General features: G+C 62.5%; 15 protein-coding genes and 1 pseudogene. 3 read left to right on the top strand and 13 right to left on the bottom strand.

Features of this window, described 5'->3' with window-relative positions:
* Window positions 1-71: 71 nt before the first annotated feature.
* The 4 genes and pseudogenes from KHP07_RS29895 to KHP07_RS11425 all read right to left on the bottom strand — a co-directional run bounded on the left by KHP07_RS29895 (window position 72) and on the right by KHP07_RS11425 (window position 5,379).
* Window positions 72-2,519 (bottom strand): annotated as a pseudogene (locus KHP07_RS29895) (TonB-dependent siderophore receptor).
* A 131-nt stretch (window positions 2,520-2,650) separates the two neighbouring features.
* Window positions 2,651-3,598 (bottom strand): FecR family protein, encoded by a 948-nt coding sequence (locus KHP07_RS11435; protein ID WP_099493136.1) that lies wholly within the window; start codon window positions 3,596-3,598, stop codon window positions 2,651-2,653.
* Window positions 3,595-4,128 carry an RNA polymerase sigma factor gene (locus KHP07_RS11430; protein WP_214497209.1) on the bottom strand — a complete coding sequence of 178 codons (534 nt, stop codon included), beginning with the start codon at window positions 4,126-4,128 and terminating at the stop codon, window positions 3,595-3,597. The genes KHP07_RS11435 and KHP07_RS11430 overlap by 4 nt, the downstream gene beginning before the upstream one ends.
* Before the next feature lie 192 nt (window positions 4,129-4,320).
* Window positions 4,321-5,379: an HAD family hydrolase gene (locus KHP07_RS11425; RefSeq protein WP_099493137.1), complete on the bottom strand. Its 1,059-nt coding sequence runs from the start codon at window positions 5,377-5,379 to the stop codon at window positions 4,321-4,323.
* Between the two features lie 241 nt (window positions 5,380-5,620).
* On the opposite strand from KHP07_RS11425, the gene KHP07_RS11420 reads away from it, so the two are divergent.
* On the top strand, window positions 5,621-7,012 hold the full coding sequence (locus tag KHP07_RS11420; RefSeq protein ID WP_078050588.1) for an L-cystine transporter: 1,392 nt from the start codon (window positions 5,621-5,623) through the stop codon (window positions 7,010-7,012).
* Between the two features lie 77 nt (window positions 7,013-7,089).
* On the opposite strand, the gene KHP07_RS11415 is transcribed toward KHP07_RS11420, so the two are convergent.
* Window positions 7,090-7,602 (bottom strand): dihydrofolate reductase, encoded by a 513-nt coding sequence (locus KHP07_RS11415; RefSeq protein ID WP_028618334.1) that lies wholly within the window; start codon window positions 7,600-7,602, stop codon window positions 7,090-7,092.
* 69 nt (window positions 7,603-7,671) lie between these two features.
* Here KHP07_RS11415 and KHP07_RS11410 point away from each other — a divergent pair, with 69 nt between their 5' ends.
* A complete protein-coding gene (locus KHP07_RS11410; RefSeq protein WP_214497208.1) occupies window positions 7,672-9,042 on the top strand; it encodes a DUF2868 domain-containing protein in 1,371 nt (456 codons plus the stop codon).
* Window positions 9,035-10,402 carry a DUF3482 domain-containing protein gene (locus KHP07_RS11405; RefSeq protein WP_214497207.1) on the top strand — a complete coding sequence of 456 codons (1,368 nt, stop codon included), beginning with the start codon at window positions 9,035-9,037 and terminating at the stop codon, window positions 10,400-10,402. The genes KHP07_RS11410 and KHP07_RS11405 overlap by 8 nt, the downstream gene beginning before the upstream one ends.
* Before the next feature lie 5 nt (window positions 10,403-10,407).
* On the opposite strand, the gene KHP07_RS11400 is transcribed toward KHP07_RS11405, so the two are convergent.
* The 8 genes from KHP07_RS11400 to KHP07_RS11365 all read right to left on the bottom strand — a co-directional run bounded on the left by KHP07_RS11400 (window position 10,408) and on the right by KHP07_RS11365 (window position 20,072).
* Window positions 10,408-10,947 carry a hypothetical protein gene (locus KHP07_RS11400; protein WP_214497206.1) on the bottom strand — a complete coding sequence of 180 codons (540 nt, stop codon included), beginning with the start codon at window positions 10,945-10,947 and terminating at the stop codon, window positions 10,408-10,410.
* A gap of 91 nt (window positions 10,948-11,038) precedes the next feature.
* On the bottom strand, window positions 11,039-11,593 hold the full coding sequence (locus tag KHP07_RS11395; protein ID WP_078050593.1) for a phosphonate degradation HD-domain oxygenase: 555 nt from the start codon (window positions 11,591-11,593) through the stop codon (window positions 11,039-11,041).
* Window positions 11,593-12,726, bottom strand: coding sequence for a TIGR03364 family FAD-dependent oxidoreductase (locus tag KHP07_RS11390; RefSeq protein WP_214497205.1), 1,134 nt, complete (start codon window positions 12,724-12,726; stop codon window positions 11,593-11,595). Before KHP07_RS11390 ends, KHP07_RS11395 begins: the two co-directional genes overlap by 1 nt.
* Window positions 12,727-12,852: 126 nt before the next feature.
* A complete protein-coding gene (locus KHP07_RS11385; protein ID WP_078050595.1) occupies window positions 12,853-13,875 on the bottom strand; it encodes a putative 2-aminoethylphosphonate ABC transporter substrate-binding protein in 1,023 nt (340 codons plus the stop codon).
* Between the two features lie 18 nt (window positions 13,876-13,893).
* Complete coding sequence (locus KHP07_RS11380; protein ID WP_100491931.1) at window positions 13,894-15,600, bottom strand: putative 2-aminoethylphosphonate ABC transporter permease subunit; 1,707 nt, start codon at window positions 15,598-15,600, stop codon at window positions 13,894-13,896.
* Between the two features lies 1 nt (window position 15,601).
* Complete coding sequence (locus KHP07_RS11375; protein WP_214497204.1) at window positions 15,602-16,666, bottom strand: putative 2-aminoethylphosphonate ABC transporter ATP-binding protein; 1,065 nt, start codon at window positions 16,664-16,666, stop codon at window positions 15,602-15,604.
* A 273-nt stretch (window positions 16,667-16,939) separates the two neighbouring features.
* Window positions 16,940-17,803 (bottom strand): LysR family transcriptional regulator, encoded by an 864-nt coding sequence (locus tag KHP07_RS11370; RefSeq protein WP_078050598.1) that lies wholly within the window; start codon window positions 17,801-17,803, stop codon window positions 16,940-16,942.
* 16 nt (window positions 17,804-17,819) lie between these two features.
* Complete coding sequence (locus tag KHP07_RS11365) at window positions 17,820-20,072, bottom strand: heavy metal translocating P-type ATPase (protein WP_214497203.1); 2,253 nt, start codon at window positions 20,070-20,072, stop codon at window positions 17,820-17,822.
* Window positions 20,073-20,156 lie beyond the last annotated feature (84 nt).

Here is a 20,156-nt window from a genome sequence, read left to right as displayed (position 1 = left end):
GCGATAGCGTGGCTTGTTTGAGCCTATGAAAATGCCCCGCCACGTGCGGGGCATTTTTATTCCGGTTGCACTCAGAACTGCGGCGTGTAGGTCATGGTGAACATCACATTGCGCGGGTCGCCATAGTAGTTGCTGCCCCAGTTCGCGTTGTAAGCCGGGATGTAGTACTTCTTGTCGAACATATTGTTCAGGTTCGCCGCGACGGTGAATTCCTGGTTGATCTTGTAGGCCACCCGCGAATCCCAGAGGGCATTGCCGGGCACGCTGAATGTGCGGTCATAGGCGACGGTGCTGCTTTGCGCGGTCACACCGGCGCCGACACTGACGTTGCTCCAGTCCCCCGGCAACTGGTAGTCACCCCAGACCTTGAGCAGGTGCTTGGGCGTCCAGGTGCTGAAGATCTTGCCTTCGTAGGTGTCGTCCTTGATGAATTTGGTGGTGTTGTAGGTGTAGCTGGAAACCAGTTGCAGGCCCGGCAGCACCTCACCGCTCAAGGTGGCCTCGAAGCCCTGGCTGCGAACCTTGCCGGACGCGAGCGAGCAGTACCAGCCGCCACAAACCTTGCCGCCTTGCAGATCTTGAGCCGCACGGTTTTCCTGGTCATAGCGGAAGACAGCAAACGACGTATTGAGGCGGCCATCCGCCAGTTCGCCCTTCAGGCCCAGCTCGTAGTTCTGGCCCTCAATGGGCTTGAGCACGGTCAATGAGGTGGTCAGGTTGGTTTGGGGCTCAAAGGCGTCGGTATAGCTGGCATAGGCCGACCATTGCTCGTTGAGCGCATAAACCAGACCGGCGTAGGGCGTGACGTGACCATTGCTTTGCGTGGTGCTGCTGGTCGGCTCGCCGTACACCCCCCTGGCACCGCTCTCGTCCTGATAGGAATAGTCATACCAACTGGTGCGCGCACCGAGGATCAACGTCAGCGGGTCCAGTACTTGGACGCGCTAGGTGCCATAAATCCCCTTCTGGCGAATGTCATACCAGCTCTTCGTCGCATTCCCTGCCTGGAACAACTGGTTCTTGTCGCGCTGCGGACGGTTGTGGTCGATGTTGAAGATATCCGCCCCCGGCGTCGCCGCGCGCGCCCAGAAATCATCCGTGGTGAGTTTGGAATAGTTGGCGCCCAGCACCATCTCCTGCCGCAACCCCAGGCCTTCGAACTTGCCGTCGACATACACGTCCACACCGCGACTCTTGGTATTGAAGTCAGTGACCCAGTCCACGTAGCGCACGGTGCCGGTGTCACCGGGATTGGGGATGGTGTCCCACGTGGCCTGGTAGGTCGCGTCGTTGTGTTCATCCATGGCCACCAGAGCGGCCTTCACTTTCCAGTCATCGTTGAAGCGATGCTCGATATCGGCAAATACCTGGGTCTGGTTATTGACGTTGCGGTTCCAACTGGCGCCGACAAAGGTCGAGCGCGACAGGCCGATATCGCTGCCGTTGGCGTACCGGGGCAGCGACATGAAGTTGGGCCGCGAGTGCCCTTTCTGGTTGCTGATGCCCACGCCGACGGTGGTGTCTGGCGTGAAGTCGTAGTCCACCGCGGCATAGACCGTCTGGTTCCAACCGCCGGCGTAATCGACAAAAGAATCGGTCGTGTCGTAGTCCGCCACAAAACGGCCGCGCAAGGTGCCTTCGGTATTGAGCGGGCCACCCGCGTCCACTTGTGTGCCGTAGTGGTCCCAGGAACCGGCCTTGGCAGTGATGGTGACAGTCGGCGCCTGTTGCCCGCGCTTGCGCACCAGGTTCATCGTGCCACCGGGGCTGTTCGCGCCCTGCAGCAAGGCGGCCGGCCCACGCAGGGTTTCCACGCGATCATAGATCGCCATGTTTTCGGTGAGGTAGCTGCCCAGCGCGTAGGTGTTGCGCGGGATGCCGACGCCGTCGTATTGCAGGGTGCCGACCTCAAAACCACGGGAGAAGATAAACATGCCAGGGCCAGGGGACTTGGTCGCCGTCAGGCCGGGGGTGCGCTTGACCACTTCGGACAACTTGGTGGTGTTCTGGTCGTCCATCTGCTTGCGGGTCATGACGCTGACCGATTGCGGGATGTCCTTGAGCTTTTGCTCGCCTTTGCCGAGGGTCACGGCACCGGTGGTGTAGGAGCCAGTGCCTTCGGTGGTCGCCCCCAAGCGTTCAGCGCTGATGGTGGTGGCACCGACTTCGAGAGCGCCACCGGTGTCCACGCGTTTTTCCAGGGTGACGGTATCGGCGTTGATAAACGCCGCGCTCAGCCCAGTGCCGCCGAGCAGTTGCCCCAAGGCTTCACGTTGGCCCAGATTGCCACTCACCCCCGGCGACACCACCCCTTGGGTCAATTCACCACTCACCAACACCTGCACCCGCGTCACCGCCGAAAACGCCGCCAGCGCACCGTCCAGGCTCTGCCCTGGAATATCAAAACGGTAGGTCTGTGCCTGAGTGGTCTCGGCGGCCTGCAAGTACAGCGGTGCGGTGCCGCAGGCCATGGAAATGGCCAGTGCCAGCAAGGGCCGTGCGGCGAGTCGGTGTGCCATGGATGGTGCTCCCCGGTGCAAAAAGTCTGTGATCGGCGCCGCACTACTTGAGAGTGCTTACTATTTACGCCTCAGTGATCAAGGACGATGGCTTGCGGAGAAACCCTGAAACTATTTTGAGAAAGTTGCAGTCAGGACGCTTTGCCTTCGCGCAGCACCAGTAAATACGGGGTGTAATGCTCGGCGTGCAGGTTGAGGGTGTATTCCAACGCCTTGATCACGGCGTCGGGTTTGTCGATCTCGAACACGCCGGACACCACGCGATTGCGCAACGCCTCGCCCAGCACCAGGGTCTTGCCAGGCCAGTAGCGGTTCAACTCGCTGACCACTTCCGACAGCGGTTGCTGGCGAAACACCAGTTGCCGTTGGCGCCAGGCAAAGCCGCTCGCCGGATCAAAACCGTGGACATCGGCCAGCCGCTGCGCCTGATACTCCACCGCCCGCCCCGGCTCCAGGTACACCGGCTCACCACTGCCCGCACTGACCTGTACCTTGCCCTGCGCCACCTGCACCCGTGTCTGCGCATCACGCCGCGCGACGCTGAATTGGGTGCCGACTACCTTGACCCAGCCATCCCCGGACTGCACCACGAAGGGTCGCGCCGGATCTTTGGTCACGTTGAAAAAACCTTCACCGCGCAATAGACGAATCTGACGCTCACCGCCGCTTATGCGCACTTGCACGGCGCTGTCAGTATTGAGTTGCAACTGTGAGCCGTCGGCCAATTCGACGGTGCGCGATTCGCCGGTGCCCGTGGCGTAGTCCGCGCGCAGGCGGTCGAGCCAAGGCGTGTTCTGCACGGTCAACCCCACCGCCAGCAGCACCGCGGCGGCGCAGGCCCAACGTCGCGCGGGCTTGCGCCAGGCGGCCTGCTCGGCGCGGCGGATGACCCGGGCCGGTTCTCGCAAACCACCCAGCATCGCCTGCACTTCCTGCCAGGCATCGTCCTGGGCCTGGCCCTGCCCCAGCCAGGCGGCGAAGGCGTCCAATTCGGCAGGTGTCACGTCCTCGGCCTGCAGGCGGAAGTACCAGGCGGACGCTTCTTCGAACAACGCGTCGCCAGTGGGTAAAGCAGTCATGACCGACGTCCTTGAGTGTCGCAGGCGAGCCGCGTCTTGATGTAGGCGCGGCATTCAATCAAGGCGCGACGCAGTTGGTATTCCACGCTGCGCGGGCTGATTGACAGGCGATTGCCAATCTCGCGGTAGGAAAGTTCGTCGACATGATAAAGCAGGAAGATCTGCCGAGTCGCTTCGGGCAGCGACAGGATAGCGTCCTGCATGAGTTGCTCCTGCTGGTAGGCGGCCAGTTGCTCGTCAGCACCTGGGTTGCCACACGGCAGCTCTTCGCTGGGCTCGCCGGCATCCAGACGCTCGCGGCGGATGGCCTGGCGCTGGTGATCGCGCACCAGGTTGCTGGCGATGGTAAAGAGGAAGGCTGGGAGGTTGTCGATCTTCTCGCCGGAGTCCAGCCGCGCCAGGCGCAGGAACGACTCCTGGGTCAGGTCGGCGGCCACCTGGGCGCTGCCGGTGCGGCGAGTGACGAAGGCTTCGAGGGCTTTCTTCTGCTCCGCGAACAGGCGCGCGATCTGCGAATTCCAGGAGGGCACAGCACTACCTTGAGAAGAACGGAGGGTTCTGGAAGTGCGCACGCTAGCAGAGGATGAGATTGGTTCGCAATTGATATCTATTTTTGCCGACCTCGGTAGGAGCCGGCTCGCCGGCGATGACGGCCTTGAGTCTTGCATTGATCTCACTGACGCCATCGCCGGCAAGCCGGGCTCCTACAAGGTTGCGTCGGGCTACTGGATTTCGTCAGGCTTGACGATCACCCAGTTCTTGTCCGCCGTCACTGGCAACCCTTCCTTGGCCTGCGCCGCCGCATGCTTGGCGATCATGCCGTTCAGTTGGGTCATGTATTTATCTTTGCGGTTGATCCACAGGTGGATGCCGCCCTTGGCCACGTCCACATCGTGGAACAGCATGTAGCCATCGCTGGTCGGTGTGTCGCCGCCGACGATCACCGGTTTTTTCCATTCGTCGATGTAGGTGAGGATGGCTGCGTGCTTGCCCGCCATCCAGGTGGCCGGGGTCCACAGGTACGGGGTCAGCTCCAGGCCGAGGTTGGCCTTCTCGTCATATTTGCCGGCGCTGATCTGCTTGCGCGCGGTGGTCAGCTCGCCGGTCTTGCGGTCCTTGAGCAAGGTGCTTACGCCGATGACGTTCTCGGGTTTGACGTTGTAGCCGTACTTCGGATCGGCGGCGACCATGCGCACCAGCTCTTCCGAAGCGGCGGTCATCACATACACTTCGATGCCGTTTTCCATCAGCTTGTTGTACAGCTCGGCCTGGCCGGTGAAGACTTTCGGCGGCTGCACCTCAGACTGCTTCACCACGTCGCCTTCGAAATAGCTGACCGGCACAGGCTTGCCGGAGGCCATCAGCTCATCGACCTGCACTTTGAGTTCCTTGAGGGTGAAACCGGAGAACACCTGGGCAACCCACGGGTAGCAGACCATGTCGTCCACTTCGCAGAGGCGATAGTAGTAACTGAACAGACTTTCCTTATGGTCAGCGGTGTCTTTGAACGGCATAAGCTTGAGCGACGGATCAAGGCTGTCGCGGGTGATCAGGCCCTTGTTTTCCATGTAGGGCAGCAGGGATTCTTCGAGGTCGTAGCGGTAGCTGGTGTTGTCCATGTCGAACACCGCGTAATTACCCTTGTTGGCGTTGGCGGCGATCATTTTGTTCAGTTGCTCGGCGGCCGGTGCCGGCCAGTGTTTCAACTCGGTGGCGGCCATGGTTTGTCCGGCAAGGCCCAGACACAGCGCGGCGGCAAACAATCTAGAAGCGAGCTTCATATGCGTTTTCTCCCTGAGTTAAAAACATCGACGCTAACAAATCCCTGTGACAGTTACCGCCCGGGCGCGACCGCTTGCGTCGTGATCGCGCCAAAGGCATGTGCATGCGCGCCAGAGGCTTATTCCAAAAACGACAGTCACCATTCCATATCGGTATTAAATCAATATATTTCAAGCTGTTAGGCTTTCCGGTTCGCAATCGCAGGCTCTCGCGATTGGCTGCCTTCTCAACGGAGCTTCAATGAATCTGCCCCTGATTCTCAACCTACTGGTGTTCGTGGCCCTGCTGCTGGGCCTGGCACAAACTCGTCGCACACACTGGAGCCTCGCCAAGAAGGTGCTGGTTGCCCTCGTACTCGGCGTGGTGTTTGGCACTGTCTTGCACACGATCTACGGCGACGGCAACCCAGTGCTCAAAGCCTCCATCGGCTGGTTCGACCTGGTCGGCAACGGCTACGTGCAACTGCTGCAAATGATCGTGATCCCGTTGGTGTTCGCCTCGATCCTCAGCGCCGTGGCGCGCCTGCACAATGCCTCGTCCCTGGGCAAGATCAGCTTCCTGACCATCGGCACGCTGCTGTTCACCACCGCAATTGCGGCGTTGATCGGTATCGGCCTGACCAACCTGTTCGGCCTCACCGCCGAAGGCCTGGTGGCCGGCACCCAGGAAATGGCGCGCCTGCAGGTGATCCAGAGTGATTACGCCGGCAAGGTCGCCGACCTGAATATCCCGCAACTGCTGCTGTCATTCGTGCCGGCCAACCCGTTTGCCGACCTGGCCCGGGCCAAGCCGACCTCGATCATCAGCGTGGTGATTTTCGCCGCCTTCCTGGGGGTTGCCGCGCTGCAACTGCTCAAGGATGACGTGGAAAAAGGCCAGAAAGTCCTCAACGCCATCGACACCCTGCAAGCCTGGGTGATGCGCCTGGTGCGCCTGGTGATGAAGCTGACCCCGTACGGCGTATTGGCGCTGATGACCAAAGTGGTCGCCGGTTCCAACCTGCAAGACATCATCAAGCTCGGCAGTTTTGTCGTGGTGTCGTACCTGGCCCTGGGCCTGATGTTTGTGGTGCACGGCCTGCTGCTGTCCCTGGCCGGGATCAACCCGCTGCGTTTCTTCCGCAAGGTGTGGCCGGTGCTGACCTTTGCCTTCACCAGCCGCTCCAGCGCGGCGGCGATCCCGCTGAGCATTGAGGCGCAGACCCGTCGCCTGGGCATTCCGCAATCCATCGCCGGTTTCGCCGCGTCGTTTGGCGCGACCATCGGCCAGAACGGCTGCGCCGGTCTTTACCCTGCGATGTTGGCGGTGATGGTCGCGCCGACCGTAGGCATCAACCCGCTGGACCCGCTGTGGATCGCGACTTTGGTGGCGATTGTGACCTTGAGTTCGGCAGGCGTTGCCGGCGTGGGCGGCGGTGCAACCTTTGCCGCGCTGATCGTGCTGCCGGCCATGGGCTTGCCAGTGTCACTGGTGGCGCTGCTGATTTCCGTAGAGCCGCTGATCGACATGGGCCGTACGGCGCTGAACGTAAATGGCTCGATGACCGCCGGTGCGATCACCAGCCAGGTCATGGGGCAGACGGATAAGGCGTTGTTGAATGCGGATGAGCATGCGGAGTTAGCGCAGGCTTGATAGACCGCTATCGCCGGCAAGCCGGCTCCTACAGGGTAACGCAATCAACTGTAGGAGCCGGCTTGCCGGCGATGCTCCTAGGCCTTTTCCCAAACCTCGAAGTTATACGCCGGCTTATCTCCCTCAGCCGCATTCTCGACATTCGACACCAGCTTCCACTGCTTCGTATCAAACTCCGGAAACCATGCATCCCCTTCCGGACTCAACGCCACCCGCGTCAAATACAGGCGATCCGCCTGCTCCAGCCCCTGCGCATACAATTGCGCACCGCCGATCAGCATCAACTCGTCCACGCCTTGCGCCTTGGCCCATGCTTCAGCGCGCTCTACCGCCGCCTCCAGTGACGGAAAAACTTCCGCACCTTCAAGCGCCAGATCGGTCTGACGGCTAACCACGATGTTCAAGCGCCCCGGCAACGGTCGGCCCAGGGAATCCCAGGTCTTGCGCCCCATGATGATCGGCTTGCCAAGCGTGGTGGCCTTGAAATATTTGAAATCCCCCGGCAAGTGCCAGGGCATGCTGTTGTCGACGCCGATCACACGGTTTTCACCGAGGGCTGCGATCAGGCTTAAAGGGAGAGTTTTTTTCATGGCGACGAGAATACCAGAGCCCCGAGCCAGGGGTTATGCTCCAGGCTCACAAACACAACAGGACTACGCGTGACTCCACTGCACACACTCTGGCTGACAGAAACCGTGCGCCTGCGCGAAGAACATGCAGGCCCCCTGGAAGACCTCGAAGCCAACCGCCTGGCCCGCACCGCCGGTGGCGACCTGCCGACGCGCATCCAGCAGCGCGCCTTGCACTTGGCCGAGCGCGATGGGCTCACGGCCGCCCTCACCCGCTGGCTGCAAGGTGCGCGTCTGGCGCTGGTGCTGCTGGCCATCGTCGCGGTCATCAGCGGCGCAGGGCTGGCGTTCGCTGCACTGGGCAACGGTCTAACGCCGGTGAATGTGTTCTGGGCCCTGGGCAGCCTGCTCGGCTTGAACCTGATCCTGCTGATCAGTTGGGCGCTGGGCCTGCTGTTTGCCGGCGAACACAGCGCCAGCCTCGGCCGACTGTGGTTGTGGCTCAGCGAAAAGCTCGCCCGCGACGCCAAGGCCGCCCAACTGGCCCCCGCACTGTTACTGCTGCTGCAACGGCAAAAACTCAATCGCTGGGCCGTGGGTGTGCTGGTCAACGGCCTGTGGCTGCTGGCGTTGCTCAGCGCCATGGTGATTCTGCTCACGCTACTCGCTACCCGCCGCTACGGCTTCGTGTGGGAAACCACCATTCTCGGTGCCGACACCTTCGTCGCCGTCACCCAGGCCCTCGGCACCTTGCCTGCTCTGTTGGGCTTCAATGTGCCGACCGTCGAGATGATCCGCGCCAGCGGCGACTCCGCCCTGAATATCGAAAGTGCCCGCCAAGCCTGGGCCGCCTGGCTGGTCGGCGTGCTGCTGGTCTATGGCCTGCTGCCCCGCCTGATCCTCGCGTTGCTGTGCCTATGGCGCTGGAAGCGTGGGCGCGCCGCGCTGCGCCTGGACCTCAACCTGCCCGGCTACAGCCAACTGCGCGAGCGTCTGATGCCGAGCAGTGAGCGCCTTGGGGTCAACGACGCTGCGCCCGAACAATTGCATCACGTCAGCGGCGGCGTCAGTGAACTGGAAAGCGATGGCGCGCTGCTGGTCGCCATCGAACTGGACGACCAGCACGCCTGGCCGCCCAAATTGCCGGCCAGCGTGAAGAACGCCGGCATCCTCGACAGCCGCGAATCACGCCACAAACTGCTGGAGCAACTCTCGCGCTTCCCACCCGCACGCCTGGCCATCGCCTGCGACCCACGACGCTCGCCGGATCGCGGCAGCCTGGCGCTGATCGCCGAACTGGCGCGCAGCGCCACTGCCACCCGCGTGTGGCTGCTGCAAGCGCCGCCCGGCCAGGCCCTGGATGCCGAGCGCCTGGGCGACTGGCACGCCGCGCTGCAACAGCTTGAGCTGCCGTTCGCCGACTGCGCGCCGTTGAACTGGCTGGAGACCGGTCATGACTAAGCCACTGAAACTCGCCGTGGTTGGCCACACCAACGTCGGCAAGACCTCGCTGCTGCGCACCCTCACCCGTGACGTGGGTTTCGGCGAAGTCTCCCATCGCCCCAGCACCACGCGGCATGTCGAAGGTGCGCGGCTATCGGTGGATGGCGAAGCCTTGCTGGAGCTGTACGACACGCCCGGCCTTGAAGACGCCATCGCCCTGCTCGATTACCTGGAGCGCCTGGATCGCCCCGGCGAACGCCTCGACGGCCCGGCACGCCTGGCGCGCTTCCTGGAAGGCAGCGAAGCCCGCCAGCGTTTCGAACAGGAAGCCAAGGTGCTGCGCCAACTGCTGGCCTCAGACGCCGGCCTGTATGTGATCGATGCCCGCGAGCCGGTGCTGGCCAAGTATCGCGATGAGCTGCAAGTACTGGCCAGCTGCGGCAAGCCGTTGCTGCCGGTGCTCAACTTTGTCAGTAGCAGCGACCACCGCGAGCCGGACTGGCGCGAAGCCCTGGCCCGTCTTGGCCTGCATGCGCTGGTGAGGTTCGACAGCGTGGCGCCGCCGGAAGACGGCGAGCGGCGCCTGTATGAAAGTCTCGCCCTGCTATTGGAAAACGCCCGTCCGCAGCTGGAGCGGTTGATTCTTGACCAGGAAGCCCAACGCCAGGCCCGCCAGCAAAGTGCTGCGCGCCTGATCGCCGAGCTGCTGATCGACTGCGCCGCCTGCCGTCGCAGCGTGGTTACCGAGGATGAACAGCAAGCCATCGCTGACCTGCGCAAAGCCGTGCGCCAACGCGAACAAAAATGCGTGGAAGCGCTGCTCAAACTGTTCGGCTTCCGCCCGCAGGATGCCGCTGCCAGTGACTTGCCCTTGCTCGACGGACGTTGGGGTGATGACTTGTTCAACCCCGAAACCCTCAAGCAACTCGGCGTGCGCGTTGGCGGTGGCATTGCCGCCGGCGCGGCGGCGGGGGCCGGCGTGGATCTGCTGGTCGGTGGGCTGACCCTCGGCGCCGCCGCCATTGCCGGTGCGATTGCCGGTGGTGCCCTGCAGACCGCCCGCAGCTATGGCAGCCGGCTGCTGGGCAAGATCAAAGGCCAGCGCGAGCTGACCGTGGACGACAGCGTCTTGCGCCTGCTCGCCCTGCGTCAGCGCCAGTTGCTCAAGGCCCTCAACCTGCGTGGCCATGCGGCGATGCACAGCATCAAGGTCGATACGCCTCAGGACAAGACTTGGCGCGAAGGCAAATTGCCGGACGCGCTGCACAAAGCCCGCGCCCATCCACAATGGTCGTCCCTCAACCCCCACGCCAAGTTGAGCCAGGCTGAGCGCCAGGAGCAGGTCGAAGTCCTGGCCGCTCGGCTTGATGAGACCTGACCGAGTTATTGCACAAACCACCCAAACGCCAGGAAAGTCGTACATAGCGAGCGAATCAGTTCTTTATCGGCTTTATCGGCTACCCCATTGCGGTCGATGTCGCTATTGGTGAACGACTCCAACACGCCGTCACTGTTGCCGTCATAAGCAACCGCTTGGTAAACCAGCGACGACTTGCACCCAGACGTCGTGCGCTCATGGAAGTCGAGCTTGATCGCGTTGGGCGTTCCGGTTTTACCGAAGTGATCGACGTACATTGTCAACGTACGCTGCCAATGGCTGCGCTGATTGAACCAGCCCAGTTTCAAGAAACTGTCGGCAAAACTATCGACCTGCTCTGTATTCAGCACACGTGGCCGGCTGACAGGGTTCAGATCCTCCGCCCACTGTAGATCGACACGGCCATCGGCACTCATGTCCACCGCGAAGATCTCGTGAACCAGTTCATCCGGGCAACCTGCCTGATGCTCATAAAAATGCAGGATGACCGTATCGGCGCGGCCATTACCACTCATGTCTTGGGCAGTGGCTTTCAAGTAACGCATCCGTGTTGCTCCTTAAGGTAAGAAGCAAACACCTTAATGACGCGATGCCCCCGCCTCCAGACGGCGAGTCTGCGTTCGGTGTAAGGCCTGTCTACGCAACCAGTAGCCGCGCAGCCTTTGCCTTGAGCATCTGCAGGTCAAGTACCGGCACGTGCATCTCCTTGGCCTGTTCATCCCAATGACGCATGCGCAAACTCACGGCGCACAGCGGGTCCTGTTCGAACGCCTGGGCTTCTTCGGTGCTCATCACGCCGCCCTGAAAGGCCAGGGTACGGCGGCTGGCCTCACTGAGGCGGGCGTAGTAGTCCGGCTGGCTGAAGGTCAGGTAACGCTTGGCCTGCACGTGGTATTCCACCAACCGGGCCATGCGTTCGCTGAAGCCCGCGCGGCGCAGGTAATCCGCCCCCAGCCGCTCATGACTGACCACGCCGTACCCGCCCATGTTCTCGCCGCCCTGGCCGCAGAGGTGGCCGATATCGTGGAAAAACGCCGCCAACACCACTTCATCGTCAAAGCCTTCGGCCATGGCCAACTGCGCCGCCTGGGACATGTGCTCGATCTGCGACACCGGCTCGCCGATGTAGTCCGCCGTACCGTGTTTTTCGTATAAGCCGAAGACCTCGGCAATCGCCTGTTCCGGGTTCATCACGCCGCTCCCCACAAGGTGGTGATATTTCGCTCAGCCATCGCCGGCCCCACGCTCATGCCCACGCCGGTGTGCATCAACGCCGCACTCACGCCTGGAGCAGCCCTCAGGAAGGAGAACGGTCCCGGTCCGCGCGAGCCGTATACGCCCTGCCAGCGCTCCACCACCTGGATCTTGCAGCCCAGGGTTTGCTCGGCCAGTGCGATCATCCAGTCGTCGATCTGCTCGGCATTGAAGGGCGACGCGTCGCTGCCGTAGTCATGGGAGTCGCCGATGATCAGTTCGCCATGGGGGGTCGGGCTGATCAGCAGATGGATGCCGTGCTCGTGCAGGTGTGGCGTTTCACGCAGGATCTGCGCCTGCACCGGCGCGGCTTCCGGCAGATCGGCGAAGGCACCGTAGTGCACGCAACTCAAGCCGGTGAGCAATGCGTGTTGCAGGTTCAGGTTCACCACCGGGCGGGCGCGCAACATTTGCAGGCGGCAGATGCTCGGGTTGAGTTCGGCGAGCGATTCGGCCAGCAGGGTCTGGTAGTCGTGGCCGGAGCATACGATGATCTGCTCGCCGCGAAAACTGCCCGCCGTGCTGTGCAATTGGCCCGGCTCCACGTCGCGCACCAGCGTGGAGAAATAGAACTCCACGTTCAGCTCTTGCGCCAGGTAGCTGATCAGCGCCGGGATCGCTTCACGCGAATACAGCTGCTGATCGTCCTTGCCATGCAATGCGGCGCGGTGATGACGGAACTGGCCGCCGTACAGATCCTTCATGGCGGCGCCTTGCAGCAGTTCGACGTTGTAGCCGTGCTCTGCAGCGCGGCCGGCGCAGAAGGCTTCCAGCAAATGCTCCTCCGCTTCGGTGCGGGCGAACAGGTAAGAGCCGTTACGCTTGAGCTGCAGACCCGCCCGCTCAGCCCATTGCCCCCAGATAGCACGGCTTTCCCGGGCCAGGTCGAGCATTGGCCCCGGCGGTTGGCCGGTGACCAGCGCCTGGCCAAAGTTGCGCACCGAGGCGCCCAGTGGCGTGGCGCTGCGTTCGAACACCTTGACCTTGAGGCCGCGCTTGGCGGCGGCAAAGGCGTGGGACAGGCCGAGGATGCCGGCGCCGATGATCAGTAGGTCGCTGTGGTGTGTCATGTCGTGATGTCCTGTATTCGAGGCCGCCATCGCGGGCAAGCCCGCTCCCACTTGTTGATGTGTGAATACCTTCAAATGTGGGAGCTGGCTTGCCTGCGATGAGGCCATCAGCCCTGACGAAAACCCTTACTGGCCCGCCACCTTCTCCGACTTGCCGTCATAGCGCTTGCGCCACTCGGCCAGGATGCTATCGCGGTTCTTCGACGCCCAGGCAAAGTCATTCTTGATCAGGCGTTGTTCATAGTCGGCCGGCAATTCGGTCTGCGGCTTGGCAATGCCGGGTTGGGCGAGGACGGCAAAGTTGTCCTTGTACAGGTCCATGGCTGCTGTGCTGGCAGAGAAGTCAGCCAGTTTTCTGGCCGCATCGGCGTGGGCTGTGCCCTTGATCACCGCCGTGGCTTCGATGTCCCAGCCCAGGCCTTCTTTCGGTAGGATGATGTCCAGCGGCGCGCCCTGGCGTTTCAACTGCACGGCCGGGTATTCGAAGCTGATCCCGATCGGGAATTCACCCGACGCCGCGAGCTTGCACGGCTTGGAGCCGGAGTGAACGTACTGGCCGATGTTCTGGTGCAGGTCGTCCATGTATTGCCAGCCTTGCTTCTCGCCAAAGGTCTGCAACCAGGCGCTGACGTCCAGGAAACCGGTGCCGGACGAGGCCGGGTTGGGCATGACGATCTTGCCCTTGTACTCAGGCTTGGTCAGGTCCTGCCAGCTCACCGGCTTGGTCAGGCCCTGCTTTTCGGCTTCGACGGTGTTGAAGCAAATGGTTGCCGCCCACACGTCCATGCCGACCCAGGCCGGAGGGTTGGCGGCGTCACGGTAGTTTTTGCCGATCTTGTCCAGGTCCTTCGGTGCGTAGTTGTCCAGCATGCCTTGCTGGTCGAGGATCGCCAGGCTGGAGGCGGCCAGGCCCCACACCACATCAGCCTGCGGGCGGGCTTTCTCGGCCAGCAGCTTGGCGGTGATGATGCCCGTGGAGTCGCGCACCCACTTGATCTCGATGTCGGGGTTGGCCTTTTCAAAGGCCTGCTTATAGGTCTTCAACTGCTCGGCTTCGAGGGCCGTGTACACGGTCAGCTCGGTCTTGGCGAAGGCATTCAGACTGAATGCAGTGAGTACGGCAGCGACCAGCGCCAGGGGCTTGAACATGAAACACCTCCTTCAGGATTATTGGCCTGGCGCGGTCTGGCGCCAGGCTTGGGAGCGGCGCAGTGCGCCACGTGAAGCCCACGCCAGCAGCAGCGAGACGCTGCCTGAGGTGAACAGGATCAGGGTCGACATGGCCGCCGCACCGCCCACGTTGCCGGCGTCGTCCATGTTCAACACGGCGACAGCGGCGAGGATGGTGTCGGGGCTGTAGAGGAAAATCGCGGCTGACACGGTGGTCATCGCCGACACAAACAGGTAGCGCACGATGTCCAGCAGCGCCGGCAGGCAGATCGGCACCGTCACTTTCAGGTAATGGCGGTACAACGGCGCCTTGAGCGACAACGCGGCGGCTTCGAATTCGGCGTCGAGCTGGCGCAGTGCGGTGGTAGCGGTCATCTGTGCGGTGGTCAGGTAGTGCGCAATGGTGCACACCACCAGCAGGGTCATGGTCCCGTAGAACACATGCAGCGGGTTGCCGTTGAGGTTGAAAAAGAACACGTAGCCCAGGCCCAGCACCAACCCAGGCACCGCCATCGGCACGAAAGTGAGCATGCGCAGGGCGAGGTTGAGGCCTTTCTGACCCTTGGTTTTTTCCATCAGGTAGGCCCCGGTGAAGATCAGCACGCTGCCGATCAACGCCGTGCACAACGCCATGGTCAGGCTGTTGCGATAGGCCAGCCAACCGCCGCCCGCCGTGTCTTCGAACTGATAGTGGTTGAGCGACAGCGACAGGTTGTACGGCCAGAACTTCACCAGCGACGAATACACCGCCATGCCGAACACCAGCAGCAACACGGCACAGATCAGCAGCACGATGGCCAGGTAGCAGGCGTCTCTCAGGCGCGATGGCGCCGGCTGGAACACTTGGGCACGCCCGCTCATCGAATCGCCATGACGGCGGCGCAGCCAGGCATCCACACCAAAGCTGAACAGCGCCGGCAGCAGCAACACCATGCCGATCAATGCGCCACGCCCGAACTGCTGCTGGCCAACCACGGCTTTGTAGGCCTCCAGCGCCAGCACCTGGTAATCGCCGCCCACTACCACAGGCACGCCGAAGTCGGTGATGGTGAGGGTGAACACCAGGCAGAACGCGGCGAACACCGCCTGGCGCGTGGCCGGCCAGGTGATGCTGCGAAACGCCCGGGCCGGGCTGGCGCCCATGCTGGAAGCGGCGTCGAACAGTCGCGCATCCGCCAAGGACAGCGCCGACAGCAGAATCATCAGGGCGTGTGGGAAGGTGTAGATCACCTCACCCAGCACAATGCCCCAGAAGCCGTAGATATTGTCCGAGAGCAGCCCGCGCAGCATGCCCTGGTTGCCGAACAGGTACACCAGCGCGATGCCCGGCAGCATCGACGGAGCCATCAGCGGCAGCAGCGACAGGCCACGCCAGATCGACTTACCGGGAATCAACGTGCGTTGCAGCGCGTAGGCAAACAGGTAGGCAAGCGGTACGACGATGGCAGCAACGCTGAGGGAAACCTTGAGGCTATTGCCCAGCAGCCAGTGGAAGTTGTCACTCGTGACCAATTCCCGCGCGGCCACCAGGCCACCGCCCTGCCCGGCTTCGCTGCTGAAACCGCGCCAGAAGATCGCCAGCAGTGGCAGCAGCACGGCGACGCTCAGCAGCAAAAGCCACAGCCACTTGCCGCCAATCACGAAAAGACGGTCACCCCTTTCGGCGCGGGTAGCCTGGCGCGGCAGCGTCATCACCCTAGCCATCTCAGGCAAACACCTGCAGGCTGCGCGGCGGCAAGGCCACCCAAATATCCTGTGCGCCCAGGCGCGGCATGGCCTCGGGGGCCAGTTCAGCCAGCAACGAGTGCCCGGGTAACTGCTCCAGCTCAAAGCTCATGCGGCAGCGGTTGCCAAGAAAGGTGATCTCACGAACCTTGGCCGGGAACAGGTTCTCTTCATGCACCGGCGGGTTGACGCTGATCGCCTCCGGGCGACAGAACAGGCGCCCAGACCTGGCGACACCGGCGTCGTCGGCCAGGCGCATGTTCATCCCACCCACTTGGGCGTGGCTGGCACTGTTACGGCTGAACGGCAGCCAATTGCCCTGGCCGACAAACTCCGCCACGAACGGCGTGGCCGGGCGGTCGTAGATCTCCTGGGGCGTGGCGTATTGCTCGACCTTGCCGTTGTTCATCACGGCGATGCGGTCGGCCATCAGCATGGCTTCGTCCTGGTTGTGGGTGACCATCAGCGTGGTGATGCCCAGGCGACGTTGCAGTTGGCGCAACTCGGTGCACAGATGCTCGCGCACCCGGGCGTCGAGGGCCGACATCGGCTCATCCAGCAGCAATAACGACGGCGCCGGGGCCAGCGCACGGGCCAGCGCTACCCGTTGCTGTTGACCACCCGAGAGCTGGCCGGGGAATTTCTTTTCGCTGCCCAGCAGGCCAACCAGTTCCAGCATCTGGCCGACGCGCTTGCGCACTTCGTCACGACCGCCGCCGGTGAGGCCGTAGCCGATATTCGCTTCAACGGTAAGGTTGGGAAACAGTGCGTAGGACTGGAACAGGATGCCGTAGTCCCGCGCCTGGGGCGGCAGCAGGGAAACATCCCGGTTGCCCAGGTAAAGCTCGCCGCTGTCCTGGCGTTCCAGGCCAGCGATGCAGCGCAGCAGGGTGGTCTTGCCGCAGCCGGACGGGCCCAGCAGGCACACCAGCTCGCCGGCGGCGACGTCCAGGGAGACGTCATCCAGCGCAGTAAAGGCGCCAAAGCGTTTCTGGATACCGCGCACCTTCATGGGCGCGCCGGGTTGGGTCAGGGCTGTGTTCATGCAAGGCACCTCATCGAACGGATGAAGGCCATGCTAGGCAGGCAATGCGTCCCTGATGTGGCAGAAAGGCAAAACCCGGCGATAGTGGTATTGGTGAATTTGGGTAGGACGCGAACACCATTGTGGTGAGCAGGCTTGCCCCGCGCTGGGGCGCGCAGCGGCCCTAAAATCAGGCTCCCGGTTTTTCCTGCAAAAAATGCGGTGGCATTATTGGGGCTGCTGCGCAGTCCAGCGCGGGGCAAGCCCGCTCACCACAGAGATCTTACTCGACCGTTAGAGTGGAGACATTTCCTGCGCCAACCCCAGGAACGCCGCCGGTAACCGCGCGCTTTTGCGCTCCTTGAGGCAGTACAGGTACTCGGGAATCTGCGGTGCATTTTCGATGGTCAGCACACGCAGTTGCGGGTCGTGGGGCACTTCCTGACGCGCAATGATGCTGATGCCGATATTGCGCAGCACCGCCTCACGGATCGACTCGCGGCTGCCGATTTCCAGCAACGGGCCGAAGCTCACGTTGGCGCTTTGCAAGAGCTCTTCGGTCAGGCGTCGCGTGGTCGAGCCCGCTTCACGCATCAGCAAAGTGTGCCCGGCCAACGCTGAGAGCGGCACATGATCGAGCTTGGCCAGCGGATGGTTGCGGTGTACCGCCAGCACTAGCGGGTCGGTGCCCAGCACCCGGCGGATCAGCCGCGGGTCTTCCAGCAGTTGCGAGGAGGCAGCGACGTCGACGCGGTAATCGTCCAACGCTTCCAGCACCTGCTGGGAGTTGCCGATCTCCACCGACACATCCACTTGCGGCAGGCGCTCGCGAAAGGCTTTGACCAGGTCGAGGATGTAATACGGCGCTGTCGCGGCGATTCTCAATGCCCCCTGGACCTGGCCGTTGTTGCGCAGGAAAAACTCGATGTCCGCTTCCTGCTGCAACAGCGCCTTGACCATCGGCAGCAGGCGCGCGCCGTCGTCGCTGACGGTGAGGCGGCGGCCGCCGCGGTAGAACAGTTCGACACCGTACTGGCTTTCCAGGTTACGGATCTGGGTGGTGACCGTGGGTTGGCTCAGGCCGAGTTTTTTCGCCGCCTGGGTAATGCTGCCCAGGCGGGCGACCATGAAAAACGCCTTTAACTCCGCACTCAGCACACCGCCCTCTCATCGTTTATTTGCGCAACAGGCGCAGACCATTGAACACCACCAGCAGGGCCACGCCCATGTCGGCGAACACCGCCATCCACATGGTGGCCAGGCCCAAGAAGGTGACCACCAGGAAGATCGCCTTGATCACCAGCGCCAGGGTGATGTTCTGCTTGAGGATACTCGACGTTTGCCGCGACAGACGAATGAATGCCGGAATCTTGCGCAAGTCATCATCCATCAGCGCCACGTCAGCCGTTTCGATGGCCGTGTCGGTGCCGGCGGCAGCCATGGCAAAACCGATCTCGGCACGGGCCAGGGCCGGGGCGTCATTGATGCCGTCGCCGACCATGCCCACGCGGTGGCCTTGGCCGTAGAGCGATTCGATGGCTTGCAGCTTGTCCGTCGGCAACAGGTCACCCTGAGCCTGGTCGATGCCCACCTGGGCGGCAATCGCCTGGGCGGTGTGAGTGTTGTCGCCGGTGAGCATCAGGGTCTTGATGCCCAGTTCATGCAGTTGCTGGATGGCTTCGCGGCTGCTGTCCTTGACGGTGTCTGCCACGGCGAACAGTGCCAGCGGGCCGGAATTGTCGAGCAGCAGCACCACGGATTTGCCCTGCTTTTCCAGGGCGAAGAGTTTTTCTTCCAACTCCGGCGAGCACAGGCCCAGGTCTTCCACCAGGCGATGGTTGCCCAGGTGGTAGGTTGCACCGTTGATATCACCGCGCACGCCGCGACCGGCCAGGGCCTCGAAGTTATCCACAGCGTGAACCGGCAGTTTTTTATCCACAGCCGCATTGGCAATCGCCAGTGACACTGGGTGATCGGAGCGCCCTGCCAGGCTGGCGGCCAGGGCCGGCGCGCTGTCTTCAAGGTTCGGGAACAGCGCCAGGTAATCGGTTTGCACCGGCTTGCCGTGGGTGATGGTGCCGGTCTTGTCGAGCGCCAGGTAGTCGAGCTTGTAACCGCCCTCCAGGTACACGCCGCCCTTGATCAGGATGCCTTTGCGCGCGGCGGCGGCGAGGCCGCTGACGATGGTCACCGGGGTGGAAATCACCAATGCACAGGGGCAGGCAACCACCAACAGCACCAGGGCGCGGTAGATCCAATCGAACCAGGCGCCGGCCATGAACAGCGGTGGAATAATGGCCACGCCCAAGGCGAACAGGAATACCGCCGGGGTGTAGACCTTCGAGAAGCTGTCGACAAACCGTTGGGTCGGTGCCCGTGCGCCATGGGCTTGTTCCACCGCGTGAATGATGCGCGCCAGGGTGGAGTTGTTGGCCGCGGCAGTGACTTTATATTCCAGGGAGCCGGCCTGGTTGATGGTGCCGGCGAAGACCTTATCGCCCACGGTCTTTTCGATCGGCAGGCTTTCACCGGTGATCGGCGCCTGGTCGATGGTGGATTGGCCCGCAGTGACTTTACCGTCCAGGCCGATGCGCTCGCCGGGTTTGACCCGCACGATGGCACCCAACTCAATGCTTTTGACCTCTTTTTCGACCCATTTTCCATCCGCCTGCTGCACTGTGGCCTGCTCAGGCGTCATTTGCATCAAGCCGCTGATGGCATTGCGCGCACGGTCCAGGGACTTGGCTTCGATCAACTCGGCCACGGTGAACAGGAACATCACCATGGCGGCTTCCGGCCATTGGCCGATCAGGATCGCACCGGTGACGGCGATGCTCATCAGGGCATTGATGTTCAGGTTGAGGTTTTTCAGGGCAATCCAGCCCTTTTTGTAGGTGGTGAGGCCGCCGCTGAGGATCGACACCAGCGCGACCACCGCGATAACCCAGGTGGGTGCGGCATTGGTGAAGTGCAGCACCTCGGCAGCCAACGCGCCAACGCCGGACAGCGCCAGCGGCCACCAGTGCTTCTTGGGCGGTGGCTCGGCGGCAGGCTTGCCTTCCTCGATAGGGTCGGCCTGCATGCCCAGGGATTTGATCGCGTCGACGATGGGCGCAGTGTTCGGCAGGTCGTGAGTAACGCCGAGGATGCGGTTGATCAGGTTGAACTCCAGCTGCTGCACGCCCGCGAGCTTGCCCAATTTGTTCTGGATCAGCGTCTGCTCGGTAGGGCAGTCCATGGCTTCGATACGGAAGGTGCTCAGCCGGGAGCCGGCGGTGGGCGCTTCGCTCAGTTGCACCCGCGCAGTGGCGGGCGTGCCGGAACAGCACGAACCACCGTGGCCGTGGTCATGCACGGGCGTGAGTTTCTTCGGGCCATGATCATGGTCGTGGTCGTGCTTATGCGGGGTGTGGAGGGAATCGCTCATTCTGTCGCGTCCGTAAAGGTGCCTGTTGCCAAGTAAAGACCCTGTAGCCACTATAGGGTCAAGCACCCATTTGGAGATTGCTGC

This window comes from Pseudomonas sp. VS40, assembly GCF_018587885.1.
Classification (GTDB): Bacteria; Pseudomonadota; Gammaproteobacteria; order Pseudomonadales; family Pseudomonadaceae; genus Aquipseudomonas; species Aquipseudomonas pergaminensis.
Note: the sequence above shows the minus strand (reverse complement) of the source record. Positions and strands in the feature narration are given on the sequence as shown.

What these genes read in the sequence shown, in the direction of transcription:
- KHP07_RS11420 (WP_078050588.1), top strand. Translation starts at nt 5,621, where the DNA reads ATGAATCTGCCCCTGATTCTCAACCTACTGGTGTTCGTGGCCCTGCTG.
- KHP07_RS11425 (WP_099493137.1), bottom strand. Translation starts at nt 5,379, where the DNA reads ATGAAGCTCGCTTCTAGATTGTTTGCCGCCGCGCTGTGTCTGGGCCTT.
- KHP07_RS11375 (WP_214497204.1), bottom strand. Translation starts at nt 16,666, where the DNA reads ATGAACACAGCCCTGACCCAACCCGGCGCGCCCATGAAGGTGCGCGGT.
- KHP07_RS11385 (WP_078050595.1), bottom strand. Translation starts at nt 13,875, where the DNA reads ATGTTCAAGCCCCTGGCGCTGGTCGCTGCCGTACTCACTGCATTCAGT.
- KHP07_RS11435 (WP_099493136.1), bottom strand. Translation starts at nt 3,598, where the DNA reads ATGACTGCTTTACCCACTGGCGACGCGTTGTTCGAAGAAGCGTCCGCC.
- KHP07_RS11400 (WP_214497206.1), bottom strand. Translation starts at nt 10,947, where the DNA reads ATGCGTTACTTGAAAGCCACTGCCCAAGACATGAGTGGTAATGGCCGC.
- KHP07_RS11395 (WP_078050593.1), bottom strand. Translation starts at nt 11,593, where the DNA reads ATGAACCCGGAACAGGCGATTGCCGAGGTCTTCGGCTTATACGAAAAA.
- KHP07_RS11390 (WP_214497205.1), bottom strand. Translation starts at nt 12,726, where the DNA reads ATGACACACCACAGCGACCTACTGATCATCGGCGCCGGCATCCTCGGC.
- KHP07_RS11415 (WP_028618334.1), bottom strand. Translation starts at nt 7,602, where the DNA reads ATGAAAAAAACTCTCCCTTTAAGCCTGATCGCAGCCCTCGGTGAAAAC.
- KHP07_RS11380 (WP_100491931.1), bottom strand. Translation starts at nt 15,600, where the DNA reads ATGGCTAGGGTGATGACGCTGCCGCGCCAGGCTACCCGCGCCGAAAGG.
- KHP07_RS11405 (WP_214497207.1), top strand. Translation starts at nt 9,035, where the DNA reads ATGACTAAGCCACTGAAACTCGCCGTGGTTGGCCACACCAACGTCGGC.
- KHP07_RS11365 (WP_214497203.1), bottom strand. Translation starts at nt 20,072, where the DNA reads ATGAGCGATTCCCTCCACACCCCGCATAAGCACGACCACGACCATGAT.